General features: G+C 62.3%; 14 protein-coding genes and 1 pseudogene. 10 read left to right on the top strand and 5 right to left on the bottom strand.

The features are described 5' to 3' along the window. Positions 1–75 precede the first annotated feature (75 nt). The 7 genes from NTH_RS04660 to NTH_RS04630 all read left to right on the top strand — a co-directional run bounded on the left by NTH_RS04660 (position 76) and on the right by NTH_RS04630 (position 7270). On the top strand, positions 76–1668 hold the full coding sequence (locus NTH_RS04660) for a hypothetical protein (protein ID WP_338528916.1): 1593 nt from the start codon (positions 76–78) through the stop codon (positions 1666–1668). After that, positions 1665–2399 carry a hypothetical protein gene (locus NTH_RS04655; RefSeq protein WP_338528915.1) on the top strand — a complete coding sequence of 245 codons (735 nt, stop codon included), beginning with the start codon at positions 1665–1667 and terminating at the stop codon, positions 2397–2399. Before NTH_RS04660 ends, NTH_RS04655 begins: the two co-directional genes overlap by 4 nt. After that, entirely contained in the window at positions 2396–3382 is a 987-nt protein-coding gene (locus tag NTH_RS04650) for a dipeptidase (protein ID WP_338528914.1), read from the top strand. Before NTH_RS04655 ends, NTH_RS04650 begins: the two co-directional genes overlap by 4 nt. Continuing rightward, positions 3379–4434 carry an ABC transporter substrate-binding protein gene (locus tag NTH_RS04645; RefSeq protein WP_338528913.1) on the top strand — a complete coding sequence of 352 codons (1056 nt, stop codon included), beginning with the start codon at positions 3379–3381 and terminating at the stop codon, positions 4432–4434. Before NTH_RS04650 ends, NTH_RS04645 begins: the two co-directional genes overlap by 4 nt. Positions 4435–4517: 83 nt before the next feature. Further along, the gene (locus NTH_RS04640) at positions 4518–5366 is read left to right on the top strand and encodes an ABC transporter permease (RefSeq protein ID WP_338528912.1); all 849 of its coding nucleotides are present in this window, start codon (positions 4518–4520) and stop codon (positions 5364–5366) included. Between the two features lies 1 nt (position 5367). Further along, positions 5368–6180, top strand: a complete 813-nt coding sequence (locus NTH_RS04635) for an ABC transporter permease (protein ID WP_338528911.1) — start codon at positions 5368–5370, stop codon at positions 6178–6180. 13 nt (positions 6181–6193) lie between these two features. Beyond that, entirely contained in the window at positions 6194–7270 is a 1077-nt protein-coding gene (locus tag NTH_RS04630) for an ABC transporter ATP-binding protein (protein ID WP_338528910.1), read from the top strand. A gap of 185 nt (positions 7271–7455) precedes the next feature. Here NTH_RS04630 and NTH_RS04625 read toward each other — a convergent pair whose 3' ends face one another. Further along, complete coding sequence (locus NTH_RS04625) at positions 7456–8589, bottom strand: hypothetical protein (RefSeq protein WP_338528909.1); 1134 nt, start codon at positions 8587–8589, stop codon at positions 7456–7458. Between the two features lie 512 nt (positions 8590–9101). On the opposite strand from NTH_RS04625, the gene NTH_RS04620 reads away from it, so the two are divergent. From NTH_RS04620 to NTH_RS04610, 3 genes are all read left to right on the top strand, one after another. Further along, positions 9102–9413 carry a DUF982 domain-containing protein gene (locus NTH_RS04620; RefSeq protein ID WP_338528908.1) on the top strand — a complete coding sequence of 104 codons (312 nt, stop codon included), beginning with the start codon at positions 9102–9104 and terminating at the stop codon, positions 9411–9413. A gap of 109 nt (positions 9414–9522) precedes the next feature. Beyond that, positions 9523–9831 carry a DUF982 domain-containing protein gene (locus NTH_RS04615; RefSeq protein WP_338528907.1) on the top strand — a complete coding sequence of 103 codons (309 nt, stop codon included), beginning with the start codon at positions 9523–9525 and terminating at the stop codon, positions 9829–9831. 464 nt (positions 9832–10295) lie between these two features. Next, positions 10296–11363: a hypothetical protein gene (locus NTH_RS04610; RefSeq protein WP_338528906.1), complete on the top strand. Its 1068-nt coding sequence runs from the start codon at positions 10296–10298 to the stop codon at positions 11361–11363. A gap of 148 nt (positions 11364–11511) precedes the next feature. Here the strand turns inward: NTH_RS04610 and NTH_RS04605 are convergent, their stop codons facing one another. The 4 genes and pseudogenes from NTH_RS04605 to NTH_RS04590 form a co-directional block, all read right to left on the bottom strand. Next, the gene (locus tag NTH_RS04605; protein WP_338528905.1) at positions 11512–11943 is read right to left on the bottom strand and encodes a hypothetical protein; all 432 of its coding nucleotides are present in this window, start codon (positions 11941–11943) and stop codon (positions 11512–11514) included. A gap of 152 nt (positions 11944–12095) precedes the next feature. Continuing rightward, positions 12096–12233, bottom strand: a pseudogene (locus tag NTH_RS04600) (IS110 family transposase); the annotation flags it as partial. 18 nt (positions 12234–12251) lie between these two features. After that, complete coding sequence (locus NTH_RS04595; protein ID WP_338528904.1) at positions 12252–12878, bottom strand: PRC-barrel domain-containing protein; 627 nt, start codon at positions 12876–12878, stop codon at positions 12252–12254. 138 nt (positions 12879–13016) lie between these two features. Then, positions 13017–14138 (bottom strand): endonuclease/exonuclease/phosphatase family protein, encoded by a 1122-nt coding sequence (locus NTH_RS04590; protein ID WP_338528903.1) that lies wholly within the window; start codon positions 14136–14138, stop codon positions 13017–13019. Between the last annotated feature and the right edge of the window lie 334 nt (positions 14139–14472).

Raw genomic sequence — 14472 nt, 5'->3', positions numbered from 1 at the left:
CCCCCTGAGTTCATTATGCAGCCGGAGCGGTTGGCCGCAATTCAGCCAAGCCGCCTCAGCATCACGCGCGCACTTATGAACCGCATGCTGCGCGAGCGCTGGGACATCTCCGTTCAGCGTTTCGAAGTGGATGCCACCGGCGAGGGAACGGTCATCTACTCCATCCGAACCCTCCGGCAGGAATTCAGTTTCATAGCCTTTTCCCGCCCACCGAGCCGCAAGGCGCGGACTGGCCGCATTATCGGTCAGGCGTGGGACATGATGGGGACGCTCAATGAGGGACCTGCCACGGAGGGGGACATCGCCTCGGCGCGCGAGGAACTGCCCAAGCTCTATCGCGGGCGCGCAACTCCGAACGCCCTGGTGTGGTGCCGTGCGAACCGCTCGATGCGCATCTTCGACCAGACGCTCGCCGCACTCGCTTCCGGCAAGCAGCCGGACATCGATGGCCTGGCGGAAGTCTGCTATCTCATGCGCAACACGGGGCTAGACGGCAACGGCACGTTCGGCACCCGGTCCTTTCCGTCTCTCGGCACCGACCATGATCTCGGCGGCCCTTTGCAGGCGCAGCTTCTGACGGCCTATCTGATGCGCGAATATTCCTGCGACCTCGTCGAGCATCTCGCCCGGCACCAGTCGGAGAAGGCCGTTCCGCTCGATCCGGCGATCCGCCGCTATCTCGGTGTCGGAAATGGTTCCGCGCTCGGCCTGATCTTCTTCGTGCATCGCCATCCCAAGCTGATCGGCAGCTGGATTGAGGCGCGTGAGCGGGCGATCGCCCTGGCCCGCGGCCTGGAACTGGACGGAGGCGATGTACGCGTCGACATGCTGTTGCAACTCGTCCGCCGCGCGGCGACGTTTCGTCGCCAGGACCGGATGGTGTACGAAACCTTTGCATCCAGCGCCGAGGTCGCAGACGATCTGGAGAAGGTCGCGGTCGCTTTGGTCGAACTCCGTGAAACCGGGATGGTGGGCGGGACCCGGACGAGATATCCGCTCGATACACTTGCCAACTGGTTTGCGGAGGAACTTCGGCCGGAGGCTTCCGAGACCTTCCTCTCGCTGCTCATAGAACTCGTTCCCGACGAAGCCGATGCCTTGGCCGCACGGGTCGCCGGTACGGACGAAGTGAACGTTTCGCCGGCACAGACGTGCCAGGATCTGGCGCAGGAAATCCGGCAGCAGTATCGCTGGGCGCTGGAAACCGACATGTCCTCCCCCGAGGCCTACCGGTACGTCTGGTACAAATCGGAAAGCGCCGAGGAACCGCGGCGGGGCGCCCGCGACGAGGTTCCGGACGCACTGGACCTTGGTCTCGACGTCTGCGGCGGCTTGCAGGCGCTTGTAGCCGACCTCGAAGAGCAGGAGCCGCTGCTACCGGTCTCGCGATTCCTGATGAAGCATCCCGAGCATCGGTACCTGACCGCCCGCGTCCAGACGCTTGCCGACCTGGTCTACCACACGCCCACCGCGAACATTAACGCGGAAGATTTCACACCGATCCACCTCGTTCGGCTGATGAATGCCGGCATCCACGGCATAGACAAGACTCGTGATTTCCTGCGACGCAATCTCCGCGGCGTCCTTTATCACGGTGCCCCGGGCCCGGACGACATCCGCGCGGGCCGCGAGGGTGTCTGGGCCTATCCGGCGGAGCCACGTCCATGACTCCTGCTTTCACCACCTCGACGCTGCGCATCATGCCGCGCGAAATGCGCATGATGACGGAACGCGTCTTCTCTCTGACCCGGCTGCCGAAGGGCTTTGTGCTGACCGCGACAGATATCGTCATGTATTCGCAGAAGCTGGGCCTCGGCGGCTTTGCGCTCCTGGAAACGCGCTTCGATGAACTCAAGGAGGCGGACCCCGCCCGCATCGAGCTTCTTTCCGAACAAGGCAGCCGCCTTGACCTCGGCGCCGGGGGCGAACACGCCTGGTTTGTGGTTCCCACGCTTGTCGACCTTTTAGGGGAACTGGCCGCACACTATGGCTCCGGAAGCGTCAGGGTCACGAACGCCGCCGATCCGGACGAACTCCGTGTCGCAGCGGCACTGGCCGCGCGCAACGGTCTCTCGGTCGTGTTCAGCGGCGGGGACGAACCTCTTCTGACCGCATCCTCAAAGACTCTGTCGGGCGATCTGAAACGGGATGAGCCGCTGCTTTGGGACCTTCTGCAGAACGGCACGGCTATCGAGGCAGAACTCTGGTGGCGTGTATACCATCTCGCCCAAAAGGCGCTTACGCCAGACAGCGTCGTCTCTCGTCGCCACGCCGGGCCTCTCATTGTCAACGACGACGGGACCGTCATCGGCCGCAAGGACAACGACGATGAGACGGACCTTAGCTTCCTCACATCCATCGGAACGGGCAAGACCCGAAAGGAGAGCGCCGGATCATGATCATTGACGGGCTTCAGTGCGGACATTTCGACAGAAATTCCTTCGAATCTCTCCAGAAGGCCGGAGTCGGCGGCGTCGTGGTTACCTGCGGCTTCTGGGAAGGGACGGTGGAATCACTGGATTCGCTGGCCCGCTGGCGCGACCTCGTGCGCGAAAATGAAGACGTGTGCGAGATCGCCGCGACTGCCGTCGATGTCGAACGGATCGGCAGGTCGGGAAAGGTCGGCGTGATCCTGGGCTTTCAGAACTCTAACCTGTTCGAGGGGCGAATCCGGTTCGTCGAGCTGTTCGCCGAACTTGGCGTGCGCGTCGTCCAGCTGACCTACAACAACCAGAACGAACTCGGCGGGAGCTGCTATGAGGCCGAGGATTCGGGCCTTGCGCGCTTCGGCAAAGAAGTCGTTCGCGAGATGAACAAGGCGGGCATACTGGTGGATTGCAGCCATGTAGGGGACCGCACCACTCTTGATGCCATCGAAGCTTCGCAGAAGCCCATTGCCGTCACGCATGCCAATGCCCGTTCGCTGTTCGACCACAAGCGCAATAAGTCGGATGCCGTGCTGAAGGCGCTACGGGAATCAGGCGGTGTCATCGGATGTGCGGCCTACCGCAATATTACAGGCGACGAGTTCTGTAAGTCGATCGAAGCCTGGTGCGGCATGGTCGCCCGCACTGTCGAGATCGCTGGTATCGATTCGGTGGCGATCGGCACTGATCGCAGCCACAATTTCACCGCCCCCGACTACGCCTGGATGCGCCAAGGCCGCTGGACGCGCGGCATCGACTACGGAGCGGGCTCCGCAGCCCGCCCAGGCAAGGCGCCGCCTCCGGACTGGTTCCAGACCGTCGAGGACATGCGCGTGATCCCGAATGGCCTCCGCACCGTGGGCTTCTCCGAAGAAGAGGTCGCGAAAATAACCCACGGAAACTGGCTTCGCCTCTACGAGGCGACCTTCAAACCACGAGAGGAGAACAAGAAATGACCACCAGCAGGACCCGCTCGACATTGCTTTCCATGCCGAACCGCCGAACCGTCCTCAGGGCGGGCGGCGCGGCGCTCGCTACTTCGCTCGCGATGCCCTACTTGGCCCGGGCCCAGGACAAGGTGCTGTACATCAATACCTGGGGAGGACCGTGGGAGGAAGCCGCCCGCGCCCACCTCTTCGACCCGTTTACCGCCGAGACGGGCGTCGAGATTCGCACCGTCTCTCCCGTCTCCTTCGCAAAGCTCGCCCAGCAGGTGCAGACCGGCGTCTACGAGTTCGACGTCACGACGCTCGGCGGCGCCGAACTGATCCGCGCCGGCCAGGCCGGGATCATCGAGGACTGGCAGGAAGCCCCATACGAGGGAGCGCTTTTCGAGAATGGCGTGGCGTCGCACGCATTTGCGACGGTGCTCGCCTGGCGGACCGACAAGTATCCCGAGGGGCCGAAGAACTGGGCGGACTTCTGGGACGTCGAACGCTTTCCCGGTTCCCGCTCCCTGCAGCGCTACCCCGCCCGCGTCCTTCCGCTTGCCCTTCTGGCCGACGGCGTTCCGGTCGAAGATCTCTACCCGCTGGACGTCGACCGCGCCTTCGCCTCGCTCGACAAGATCAAGCCGCACGTGCTCGTCTGGTGGACCGCCGGTGCGCAGTCGACGCAGATCCTGCGCGACGGCGAGATCGACATGATCGGGATCTGGCACGGCCGCTTCTTCGAAGCCGAGGAGGCCGGTGCGCCAGTCGCCATGACCTGGAACAATGGTCAGATCGACCGCGCTTACTGGGTCGTCGCCAAAGACACTCCGAACGCAGAACTCGCTCGCGATTTCATTGCCTTCGCCACCAGCGCCAAACCGCTGGCAGGCTTCACGGTTCAGGGCGACTACGGCCCTCTGAATCCGGCCGCCTATGAGTTCATCTCGAGTGAGGAAGCGCAACGCATGCCGACCTCGGAACAGAACTATCCGAAGGTCTTCGAACAGGACATCGCCAATCTGGGTATCGACCCCTCGGAACTCTCACAGCGTTTCGAGGAATGGCTGGCGACCTGACCTGAAGGACCCGCGCGCCGGAAGGCACCCGAAGACGACCGACCGAGCCCTCTAGGGCTGGCACAGGAAAGCGGAACAGTGGAATGGGAGCAACGATCGCCCGGCTGTCGCAGCGGCCCAATCTTTGGCCGTGGCTGCTGCTTACGCCTCTTGCAATCTACCTGGCCATCTTCTTCGTCGTGCCGCTGGCAGACGTTGCCGTCATGAGTGTCACCGAGCCGAAGACCTCGCTGGCGAACTACGAACGGGTCCTGACCGGCGCGCTCTACCAGCAGGTCTTCCTGAACACCTTCCTGACCGCGGGGCTGGTCACCGTGGCATGCCTGCTGGTGGGATACCCGCTCGCCTACCTCATGAACCATTCGAGCCCGCGGATTGCGATGCTGATCCTGCTCCTGGTCACCATGAGCTTCTGGACCAGCTTCCTCGTTCGCACCTATGCCTGGATGGTCCTGCTCGGGAACAACGGTCCCGTAATCGGTCTGCTCAACGCCATCGGCCTCGAGAGCACACCGCAACTGCTCTTCACGCGCTTTTCCTCGACGCTGGCGATGGTCCACATCCTTGCGCCCTATATGATCATGAACATTTATTCGGTCATGCGGAAGATCGATCCGGTGCTCATCCGCTCCGCCGAAAGCCTCGGCGCGCGCGGCTTCTCGCTGTTCCGCCACGTCTACCTTCCGCTGACTGCGCCGGGCATAGCCAACGGCTGTGTCCTCGTCTTCGTGATCTGCCTCGGTTTCTATGTCACGCCGGTGCTGCTCGGCAGCCCGCGCGAACAGATGATCGCCGGCCTGATCGGGACGCAGATCGAGGAGTTTCTCGCTTTCGGCATGGGCTCGGCCATGGCGATGATTCTGCTCGTTGTGACGCTTGCGATACTGGCCATTTATCACCGCCGTTTCGGCCTCGACAAATTGTGGGGCTGAGATGAACCGCCTGATGCGCATCCTTGGCGTGCTCGTAGTGATCTTCATCGCTGCGCCGCTCGTAATCGTGGTGCCGATGTCTTTCTCCAGCGCGCGCTCCCTGCAGTTCCCCCCGCCGGGTTACTGGCTCGGCTACTATGAAGCCTATTTCACTGACGTGACCTGGCTGCGCCCGACCTGGAACAGCATCGTCATCGCGACTGCCACTATGGTGCTGACAATGATCCTGGTCGTCCCTGCGACCTTCGCTCTGGTACGGCATCGCTTCGCAGGCAAGAGCCTGGCCGATCTGATGATGCTCTTGCCATTGGCCGTCCCGCACATCGTTATGGCGGTCGGCTACTATTCCTTTCTCGGCGAGTTCCGTCTTGTCCACACGCATTTCGGAGTCGTGCTCGCCCACACGTGCCTGTCAGTCCCGATCGCATTCCTGGTTCTGTCGGCCAATCTGAAGGGGTTCGACCGTAATCTCGAGCGGGCCGCGCAGAGCCTTGGGGCAAGCCCGGTCAAGACTTTCATCCATGTCACGCTCCCGATCCTGCGGCCGGGGCTCGTCATCAGTGCACTCTTTGCCTTTGTCCAGTCCTTCGATGAGACCGTCGTCGCCATTTTCATCTCGGGACGCAACGCCGAGACCCTGCCGCGCAAGATGTTCGATTCCATTCGTCAGGAAGCCGATCCAGTGATTGCGGTGATCTCCACGCTCCTCTTCGTGGCGGTGCTCCTGGCACTGGTGGCGCCGGCAGGTTTGAAGGGCATCCGGAAACGACTGCAGGCGCGCACACCGCCAGCCGCGATCACCACCGGTCGCTAACCAGGGAATTCTGATGAACGGATATCTGCAGATCAATGGTGTCACCAAGAGGTTCGGCGACTTCACCGCTCTCGAGAAGGTGGATCTTTCAGTCGAGAAGGGCGAGTTTGTCACCTTCCTTGGTCCCAGCGGTTCCGGAAAGACGACGACGCTGATGATCATGGCCGGCTTCGAGAAGGCGACGCATGGAGACGTGCTCATCGAGGGTCGCTCGATCTCGCGCTTGGCGCCGCACGAACGCAACATCGGCATCGTCTTCCAGAACTATGCGCTTTTCCCGCATAAGACCGCGGCGGAGAATGTCTACTTTCCGCTCCAGATGCGCGGCGTAGGGAAGGCGGACGGACTGCGCAGGGCGAAGGAAATGCTCGATCTCGTCGGACTTTCCGGCATGGCCGAGCGATATCCGAAGGAACTCTCCGGTGGTCAGCAACAGCGCGTCGCGCTGGCGCGGGCCCTCGTCTTCGAACCCTCGCTGTTGCTCCTGGACGAGCCGCTCGGCGCGCTCGACAAGAACCTGCGCGAGCAGATGCAGATCGAGATCAAACGCATTCAGCGAACGCTCGGCGTCACGACCATCTTCGTCACGCACGACCAGTCCGAGGCAATGTCGATGTCGGACCGTATCGTCGTGTTCGAAAAGGGCAGGATCGAACAGGCCGCGACACCGCTGGACATCTATCATCGTCCCAAAACAAAGTTCGTCGCCGGATTCGTCGGCGAGAGCAACCTCGTCCCCGCGAAGGTCAGCGATGCCGCGGCGGGCGTCGCCGTGAGTCCTGCGCTGGGCCCTTGCGACTTCGAACCGGCAGAAGGAATTTCTGCAGGAGATGACCTGACCCTTCTCATCAGGCCCGAGCACATCCGGCTCTCGCGCCAGCCGCTCGAGGGACGCCAGAACGCCTCAATGCTTGTCGATACGATCGTCAACTACGGTGACAACGCCCTGGTGATCGGTCGCGTCGGCGATCTTCCGATGCGGGTGCGCGTCCTGGGAGCGGACGTCGTAGTCATCCGGGAAGGCGAGAACTGCTGTATCAGTTGGCCGCCCGAGGCCGTCTTTGCGATTCCCGACCTGCCTGGCCGTTGAACTGTTGAAGCTGGATCCGTTGCGCGCTTCCGTCTTTGGAGGCGGAAGACCTATCTTCAGGTGATCTGCATCAGCCGGTTTCCCCACAGAACGGGCACTGCCCAGTCGCCGTAGAGATTGATGTGGGAGGACCGTTGACGGCACGATCCAATTCTCACGTCAACAACCTCGCGCAGCCGCTTCCCTCAGGCAGGATACGGGGCCGCATCTTCAGGCTCTTCGCGATCCGAGAAACGCAGGTAAGCGTCGAGCTCCGCTCGGATATCCTCGGCCAGGCTGTCGGCATGCAGGGTTCGTGCGTAAAACAGCGTGAAATATATCACCTTGAGCGTTGTCACGAGCCGCTCGAACACAGCTGATAAGAGCCTTCCGACAAGGATGCAGATAAACAATGGCAGCCAGTTGAACCGGGTTTCGGCCGTGATTGGAAGATACTGCAGCACCTCCGCCGGTAACAGGTCGCCGAACACTCCCGCCCCGAACGCCATCGGCAGCACCGGCGCCAGGACAGTTCCGGCAATGATGCCAAACACCGCCATCAAGACGTATAGCGGAGCGGCTATCGAGGCGACCAGCCGCCCGAGAATATCGATGCCGAAGACGCCCATCAGCGTCTCGGGCACGTTTTCCCGCGCCGCCTTGAGCCGGCTCATGCCATCGCGAAATCCAACGCCCTCAATCGCAAAAGCCGGCAGGAGAAAATGGTTGATCATGTCCCAGCCTTCGGTCAGTGCCGAAAGTAGAAGCCGGTTGATCATGCCCTTGTTTCCGCGTCGGCGTTGCCGCGCAATCCAGGCAGACCCCATGTCGAGCAGCGCCAGGATACGTGCCTGGGGTTTTAGATCGGAGACGCGTTGCGCCGCCTCCGCGCCGTCCCGGTCGCGTCCTGCGGCCGTTTCGAAAACAAGCCAGCTCAGCGCCAGCTCCTGGCGGTTGTAGTAAAAAAACTTGTAGACGAAGAGGGTCACCGAAAGCGCCAGAAGAGCCATCCCAGTCCCGTCCGCGTCTACAAGGAATCCCCACATCGCGGCGAAAAACGCGGTGGCGGGCAGGAGGGCGTAGACGGCCATGCGGATGGGAGGGCCAAAGATGTCCCGGTCGCGGTTGGTGATCGTGGCGGTGTGCTTGAGCAGATAGGCGAGATGCATGAACCGCTCGCTCAGCGCCGGGCGTTCGAACTTATCTTTCATGAAATCCCCTTTGGTGGCTGATTTTTTGGCATTCCTTGGCTGCATTCGATCTTGGGGCGGCGTTGCTTCTTGCCTTGGAAACAGGGCGCACCGGGCCATTGCGCCGAGCCGGTGCACCATGATTTCCAACGATCGCCCGCCATTCCATCCTCAGTGCTGCGCCGGAGAGCCGCCTTTCTCAATAGGGCGGAAAGAACAGGGCCGCCCCGTTCAACTGAAGGGGTTGCCGCGAGAGCGAAGGCGGCCGTTTATCAAGCTGTCGCGAGCGTATTAAGGATTGGCGCCACGAGATCGACCTGCCCATGGCGTAGATGCGGTGGGCCAGCTTGTCATTCAAAGGAAACCCACCTGCGGGCGCGTCCTCGGTTTTTCGAGAAGCTGCCGCGATGTCTGACCGGGATCGAAGCCTGCTCTTCCTCGCATTCTGGGCGAGCGAGCTGACCGCACGAGGACCGCCACCCAAACCATCAGGGACGGTCGAATTTGATCCAACGCTTCTATGGGCACCCTGTCCGCATTCACGGGTTGGCCACAGCAGGGGCAGACAGAAGTCATACGGCCATTCCGGCGATCCAATGCAACTTTCCGCCTATTGCGGTGTTCGGATGTTGAGCAGAGATCGCTGCCGAGGAATCGCCGAAATGGATGCCTATCAGTTCGACCTGCCTGTGCGCCTCGTCCTGCAGCCGGGTCAGCCGGTCATCGAGATCTACAGCGCCGAAGAAGCTCTCGATCTTCTGATGACATGGCCAGTGCAAGACGGGCCGCTCTATCAACGGGCCATGGATAGCTGTGTCGCCGCGATCGCCGGCACGGGCACGCTGGATGAAGCGCGACGAGCCTTCACCAATGTTGCGAGGGTCACGAAAGTTCTGGCGAAGGACGTGCCGCTCGACAGCCTCTACGAGGGCGAGCGGCTGAAGCAGGAGCTTGGCGGCGAGGACGCATATTAGTTCGTTCCCCGACGGATCTATTTACAATTTATACCCATTGATCCACACATTGCTTGAACCTTTCGAGCCAATACCCGTTTATCGGCTGGTTGGAGGGACAGTAATGCGTATGTTCAAGACGCCTGTAGTGGTCGAACCCGGCGTATTGGGGCGGTTCAGGATTGTGACCGGACCGGCTGACGCCTTGAAGGTCATGCACACACAATGGCCTGAACGAGAAACCGAGAAATACAAGAAGGCGCTGACGGCCTGTCGCGAGGCTGCAGCTGGAAAAGTTCCGCCGCACGTAGCGCGAAGCAGCTTCGTCGCAGCGGCGCGCTCCGTGCGCATCCTCGTTCTGCCGGAAGAATTCCGCAGGTACACCATCGGATCGATCGACCCGCTGCAAGCGTCCCGCGAGGCCGGTCGGCGCTACTGAATGCATCACGCAACCCTCCCGTTGGCTGGCTCGCAAAACGAGCGCCAGGGATGGCATGAACGACGAACGTTGCCTGTCAGGCTGGCAGGAGGTCGACATCACCGCGGCGGCTGCCTTGGGACCGGATCCGGTCTGACAGCTTCTAAATGGCAAAGTGAAATAGCTGCTCGCCCTCAGCTGATGTGGCGTGCCAGTCGCCGCCCTCCCGCGGGCCTATCACATTGCTCTGGCGCAAAATGGTGACATCGAGCCCTTTGGAACAACGCCCACTCGGCGCAGTTATCGTATAGATGGCAGAGGATCCTAGTAACCGCCTGAACTGAAGTGGACAATCTGATCGGGTTCGCAAAGCGGCGCTTGCAGATTGCCGCTGGCCGACCAGGATTATGGGTCCGGTTCGCCGTCCGAAAATCGTTGACTGACTGGTTCACGACGGGAGTACCCGTCGCCAGAGGAGACGGACCATGAAACATGCAGTCGTAGCGGGACTGGGAATGCTGGCACTTTCGACCGGTCTTGCACCCGCCCAAGAAGGTGAGGCACCTTCAGATTGCCGGCAGCGGATCGAGGGTGTCGCAGATAAGATCCCCGATCTGCGCAACAACCCCGATGCTGCAGCCGAAATGGGACTTAGGGAAGAGCAGTTGCAGGCAGCTTTGGCCGCGCTCGATGCTGCGCGTATCGTGGCTTTCGATTCCGGCCGCTGCGATACCATGGTCGAAGCGGCAGAGGCGATGCTGGAGCGGTCGGAGGAAACCTTGTCGACGACACCCGATGGCCCGGCACGCGATGCGATGGGCGATCCGCCCGTTAATCCGACCCCCACCCCAGGGGAGGGGACCGAACGTCAAGCTGCCGCGAACGGCGATTCCGGGGCAGGCATAGGGGAAGAACGCTGGGAACCCCTTCCGTCGCCAACTGATGAGAGCCTGGAAAACTGGGCCGAGCGGGTGAGAAGCGCACGCGAAGCGGAGCGGCGTGAAAGCCGCGCCGCCTCAGCGGAGGAGAATGGCGCACAGAGCATTCCGGACGAGCTTAGAGGTGGTGAGGAAAGGAAAGGGCGTGAGAGCCGCACGGCCGAGCGTCAGCGAGCCCAGCCGCCGGAAAGCCGACGGGAACGCGAGATACTGGATCGCAGCGCCGTGCGACGGACACTGGAGAGGGCCGAGAGGGCGCTGCCCACGGCAGATTTCGAGACCTATGCCTATGGCTTGGACGATGGCCAGCGCGTCTTCGAGTTTGCGGGGATCGAGCGTGAGAGCGGACGGCGTGTAGAAGTCGATGTGACGGCTGGCGGTAGTATCCAGGAGATAGAGGAGACGATCCCGCTCGAAGTCGTTCCTAGCGACGTCCGTCAGGCCGTTCGGGAGGTGGTCGGCCGCTTCCGGGTTGAGCGGACGGAGCGAAGCCTGCGCCCAAGGGGCGAGATATTCTACGAGTTTGACGGTCGCATCGCCACGGGCCGCCCGCTTTCCATCGAGATTCGATCCGATGGCGCTAAGCTGATGATCGAAGAGCGCTCGCGCGGCTGAAAGATATCCGGTGCCGGGCCTCTTGCGGCTCCGGTGCCGGGTCTCCTGCGGCGCAGACCTCCTCGCTGGCGCAGCCGAAGGCGCGTGGCTGACGGATGTCTTCCGACGCCCACTTCGGACGTTGAGAACGTTTCAGTCCGCTGCTCGATCAGTAGGTGTAGATGGTAAGCGCACCATCTGGTTCCCGCTGAGCGGCGATGGCGCTGTCGATGACATCCTCGGCCAAGTCGAGATCGGTGGCGGCAAGTTCGGCGCGAAGCTCGTCGATCCGCTCCTGATTGTCGCTTATCGCCGACTCGAGTTCCTCGCGGTCTTCACCGGTCACGATTTCATCGAGGGCAACGACATTGACGGGTGCGTCGCCGGCGACCACGCTGAACTCGATCATGCCCTCGCCGATCATCGTGAGTACCGTGTCGATCTCGGCTACGCCCGTTGCCATCGTGGTTCCGGCGTCCACCTCCGTTCCGGAGGATTGCTCGGCTGCCGGCTTCGCACCACTCTCCTCGGCCATGGCTGGCAACCCGGTGAGGGCGGCGATGAGCAGTGGGGTCGACAGAAGCGCTGTGAACCTGGTCATGACTATTTCCTCTCCTCGTTTGAGCCTCCCATACGAACATGGTTTCTCGGCGATTGTTCCGCTGGCTTCGAAGCTCCAGCGCAGTTCCATCGGCTGACGATCCAGTCCTGATCAAGGCGTAGACGTCGACGGAATTGAGTGAATGACCATTCAAAGCGGAACTTGGTCGCATCACTCCACATGCGATGCAGGATGACGGCTAGCTTGCGGCCGACAGCGACCCGGGCTCTCGACATGCCGCGCCGCTTGGCGAGGTTCATGCCCCACGCTCGGAGGCTCGACCACGTCTGGCGAGGGTCCGGCTACTCCTAGAATTCAGCTTTCGGCGCCTCCAGAAGAGTTTCAAAGGAATAGCCGAGGTCGACCAGCGAGCGGCGCGGGCTCCAATCTACCGCCTCGTCGGGGAAAGGCACCGCGACCAGTTCCGGCATCTGCGACAAGGGTTCGGGCCGGATCACCAGAACGAAGACTTCTCCCTCTTCCATAAAGGCGTCCTGGATGAGGCCGAAGGCCTCTGGCCCGTCCTTTCCCTCGATCCGCGCCGGAGCACCGAGCAGGCCGGTGGCGAGCCATGCGCCGCCGGTCACGGCGACCTCTTCGCCGACTTCGCGCATCTCGTTTGCCGCATCCTCCGGGGTAAGAACGAGCTCGGGAATAAATTCGTCTTCCTCATCCACCGGAACCAGAATCCCGGCTATGCCGTCGGCGGGGGTGTTGGGCACCACCTCTTTCCATGGGATGCTCACCTGCGTTTCCCATATGCCATCGATCTTAGCAATCACGGAAAGGATCTGCCCCTCCGGGGCGAACACGAGATCCGTGACCTCGCCGATCTCCTCGCCGTTTTCGCCATAGACCAGGTTCTGCTCGACGATCTCGCGGAGGCTGCGATACTCGACCGAGCGGAGGAGGACCCCGTATTGATCCTCAGTCATCCTCGCGACTTCAGCCCGACTATCCGTCTGGCCATGCGCCAGGGGCGCTGCGGAAGCACATAGCCCGAGAGCCAGGAAGGCGGGACCAAGGCGTCTCCAATACATGCTGCCTCCTTTGAGAAAAGCGGGCTGCCGTCGTCAAAACCGTGCAGGGCCCTGTTGGTTCCGGTGGCCGGCATTGTCCGCTGGCGAGCGGGCCTGCGACACCGCCGAGCTGATCACGCTTTCGGCCGCCTCGATATCACCCGGCTCGGGCGGCGGCGCTGCGCGGGTCTCGGCCAAATCCGGGCGGTGGCACAGATCCGCGACCACCGGCCAGTGGTCGGATCCGAATGCCGGACCGCGGTCGAAGCCCGTGACGCCCAGTTCGCGCGTGGCGAGGATGTGATCGATAGGCCAATAGAAGATCGGCTTCTGTGCGTTGTAACTTGCCAGATAACCGCGCCCGGCACGCGGATCGAGGAGGCCGCCGATGCGCAGCATCCTGCGCAAGACGGGCTCCCAGGGGACAGCATTGAAGTCGCCGGCGACCACCGTGGCTCCCGTGCTCTCGCGCGCCGCAGTCGCGGCCAGCATGAGCTGGGCATCGCGCATGACCGAGCTCTGGAACGGCCGGGGCGGCCGCGGATGCAGCCCGTAGAACAACACGGTTCCACCGGTAGGCATTCCGACCTCCGCCCTGATGGCGGGGACACCATCGCTGACTGGAAATAGGATCTCTGATTCCACCAGGGGATGCTTCGAGAAAAGATGCATGCCGAAATAGGCTCGCGCCCCGGCGACCTGCTGGACCGATCCTGCAAAGGCGGGCTTCAGCGTCGCAAGCTGCTCATCCCACCATGCGTCGGTCTCGACGGCAAGGAGCAGGTCGGGATCATAGCCGCGCACGATGCGGAACAGCGCGTCGGCATTCTCGAGCCTGCCATTCACGTTGACCACGAGCACACGCAGCCGGGATTCCTCGGGGCATTCCGCCACGGCGACGGCGGTTTCCTCTCCAAACGGCAGATAAGGAGCGAGCTTGGAGGCGTTGTAGACGATCGCCGCCAGGCCCACGGCGGCGGCGACCCAGGCGAGCGGCCGGCGGGGCGAGGAGATCAGCAGAATCGCGGAAGCGGCGATCAGCACCAGAAGAAGGTGCAGGCGGGTGAAATCGAGGCCCGTGATCCACCAGTAGTTGGCCGGAATCAGCGGGATCAGCGACAGCGCGCTGGCCAGGAGGACAAGGACGAATGCAAACCCGAAGAAAGCTTTTCTCAAGCTTTTCTCCTGTTGTTGGACCACAGGCGCCTTGTGCGCGGGCCGCCCTGCTCGCCACTGCGATCGCTCGGGAGGCTTCTCAGCGCTACTGCGCCGAGATTGTGCAAGAAAAAGTGCCGCTCCCGATCAGGGGCCTGGCCTGCTGGCCGGTGATCCGCAACCCGGCCGTGCCGGTCAGAGTCCCATAGCGGCCGAGCCCCTCCGCCTGTGCACCGGGTCTCACCTCGAACCGACAACACGACGCAGCGGCTCTTCACGCACCCGCTATCTTCTATAACAACGGGTGAGCGGCAATGTTTCCATTCGCGCACAAAAAGAGGCCGACTCTTGCCGG

This window comes from Nitratireductor thuwali, assembly GCF_036621415.1.
GTDB lineage: Bacteria > Pseudomonadota > Alphaproteobacteria > Rhizobiales > Rhizobiaceae > Chelativorans > Chelativorans thuwali.
The sequence above is the reverse complement of the archived record's forward strand: the minus strand, read 5'-3'. Positions and strand labels throughout refer to the sequence as shown.

Excerpts from the sequence above, each read along its gene's own strand:
- NTH_RS04615 (WP_338528907.1), top strand. The coding sequence starts at position 9,523 with ATGTTCAAGACGCCTGTAGTGGTCGAACCCGGCGTATTGGGGCGGTTC.
- NTH_RS04620 (WP_338528908.1), top strand. The coding sequence starts at position 9,102 with ATGGATGCCTATCAGTTCGACCTGCCTGTGCGCCTCGTCCTGCAGCCG.
- NTH_RS04650 (WP_338528914.1), top strand. The coding sequence starts at position 2,396 with ATGATCATTGACGGGCTTCAGTGCGGACATTTCGACAGAAATTCCTTC.
- NTH_RS04610 (WP_338528906.1), top strand. The coding sequence starts at position 10,296 with ATGAAACATGCAGTCGTAGCGGGACTGGGAATGCTGGCACTTTCGACC.
- NTH_RS04595 (WP_338528904.1), bottom strand. The coding sequence starts at position 12,878 with ATGACTGAGGATCAATACGGGGTCCTCCTCCGCTCGGTCGAGTATCGC.
- NTH_RS04630 (WP_338528910.1), top strand. The coding sequence starts at position 6,194 with ATGAACGGATATCTGCAGATCAATGGTGTCACCAAGAGGTTCGGCGAC.
- NTH_RS04645 (WP_338528913.1), top strand. The coding sequence starts at position 3,379 with ATGACCACCAGCAGGACCCGCTCGACATTGCTTTCCATGCCGAACCGC.
- NTH_RS04635 (WP_338528911.1), top strand. The coding sequence starts at position 5,368 with ATGAACCGCCTGATGCGCATCCTTGGCGTGCTCGTAGTGATCTTCATC.
- NTH_RS04660 (WP_338528916.1), top strand. The coding sequence starts at position 76 with ATGAACCGCATGCTGCGCGAGCGCTGGGACATCTCCGTTCAGCGTTTC.
- NTH_RS04655 (WP_338528915.1), top strand. The coding sequence starts at position 1,665 with ATGACTCCTGCTTTCACCACCTCGACGCTGCGCATCATGCCGCGCGAA.
- NTH_RS04605 (WP_338528905.1), bottom strand. The coding sequence starts at position 11,943 with ATGACCAGGTTCACAGCGCTTCTGTCGACCCCACTGCTCATCGCCGCC.
- NTH_RS04640 (WP_338528912.1), top strand. The coding sequence starts at position 4,518 with ATGGGAGCAACGATCGCCCGGCTGTCGCAGCGGCCCAATCTTTGGCCG.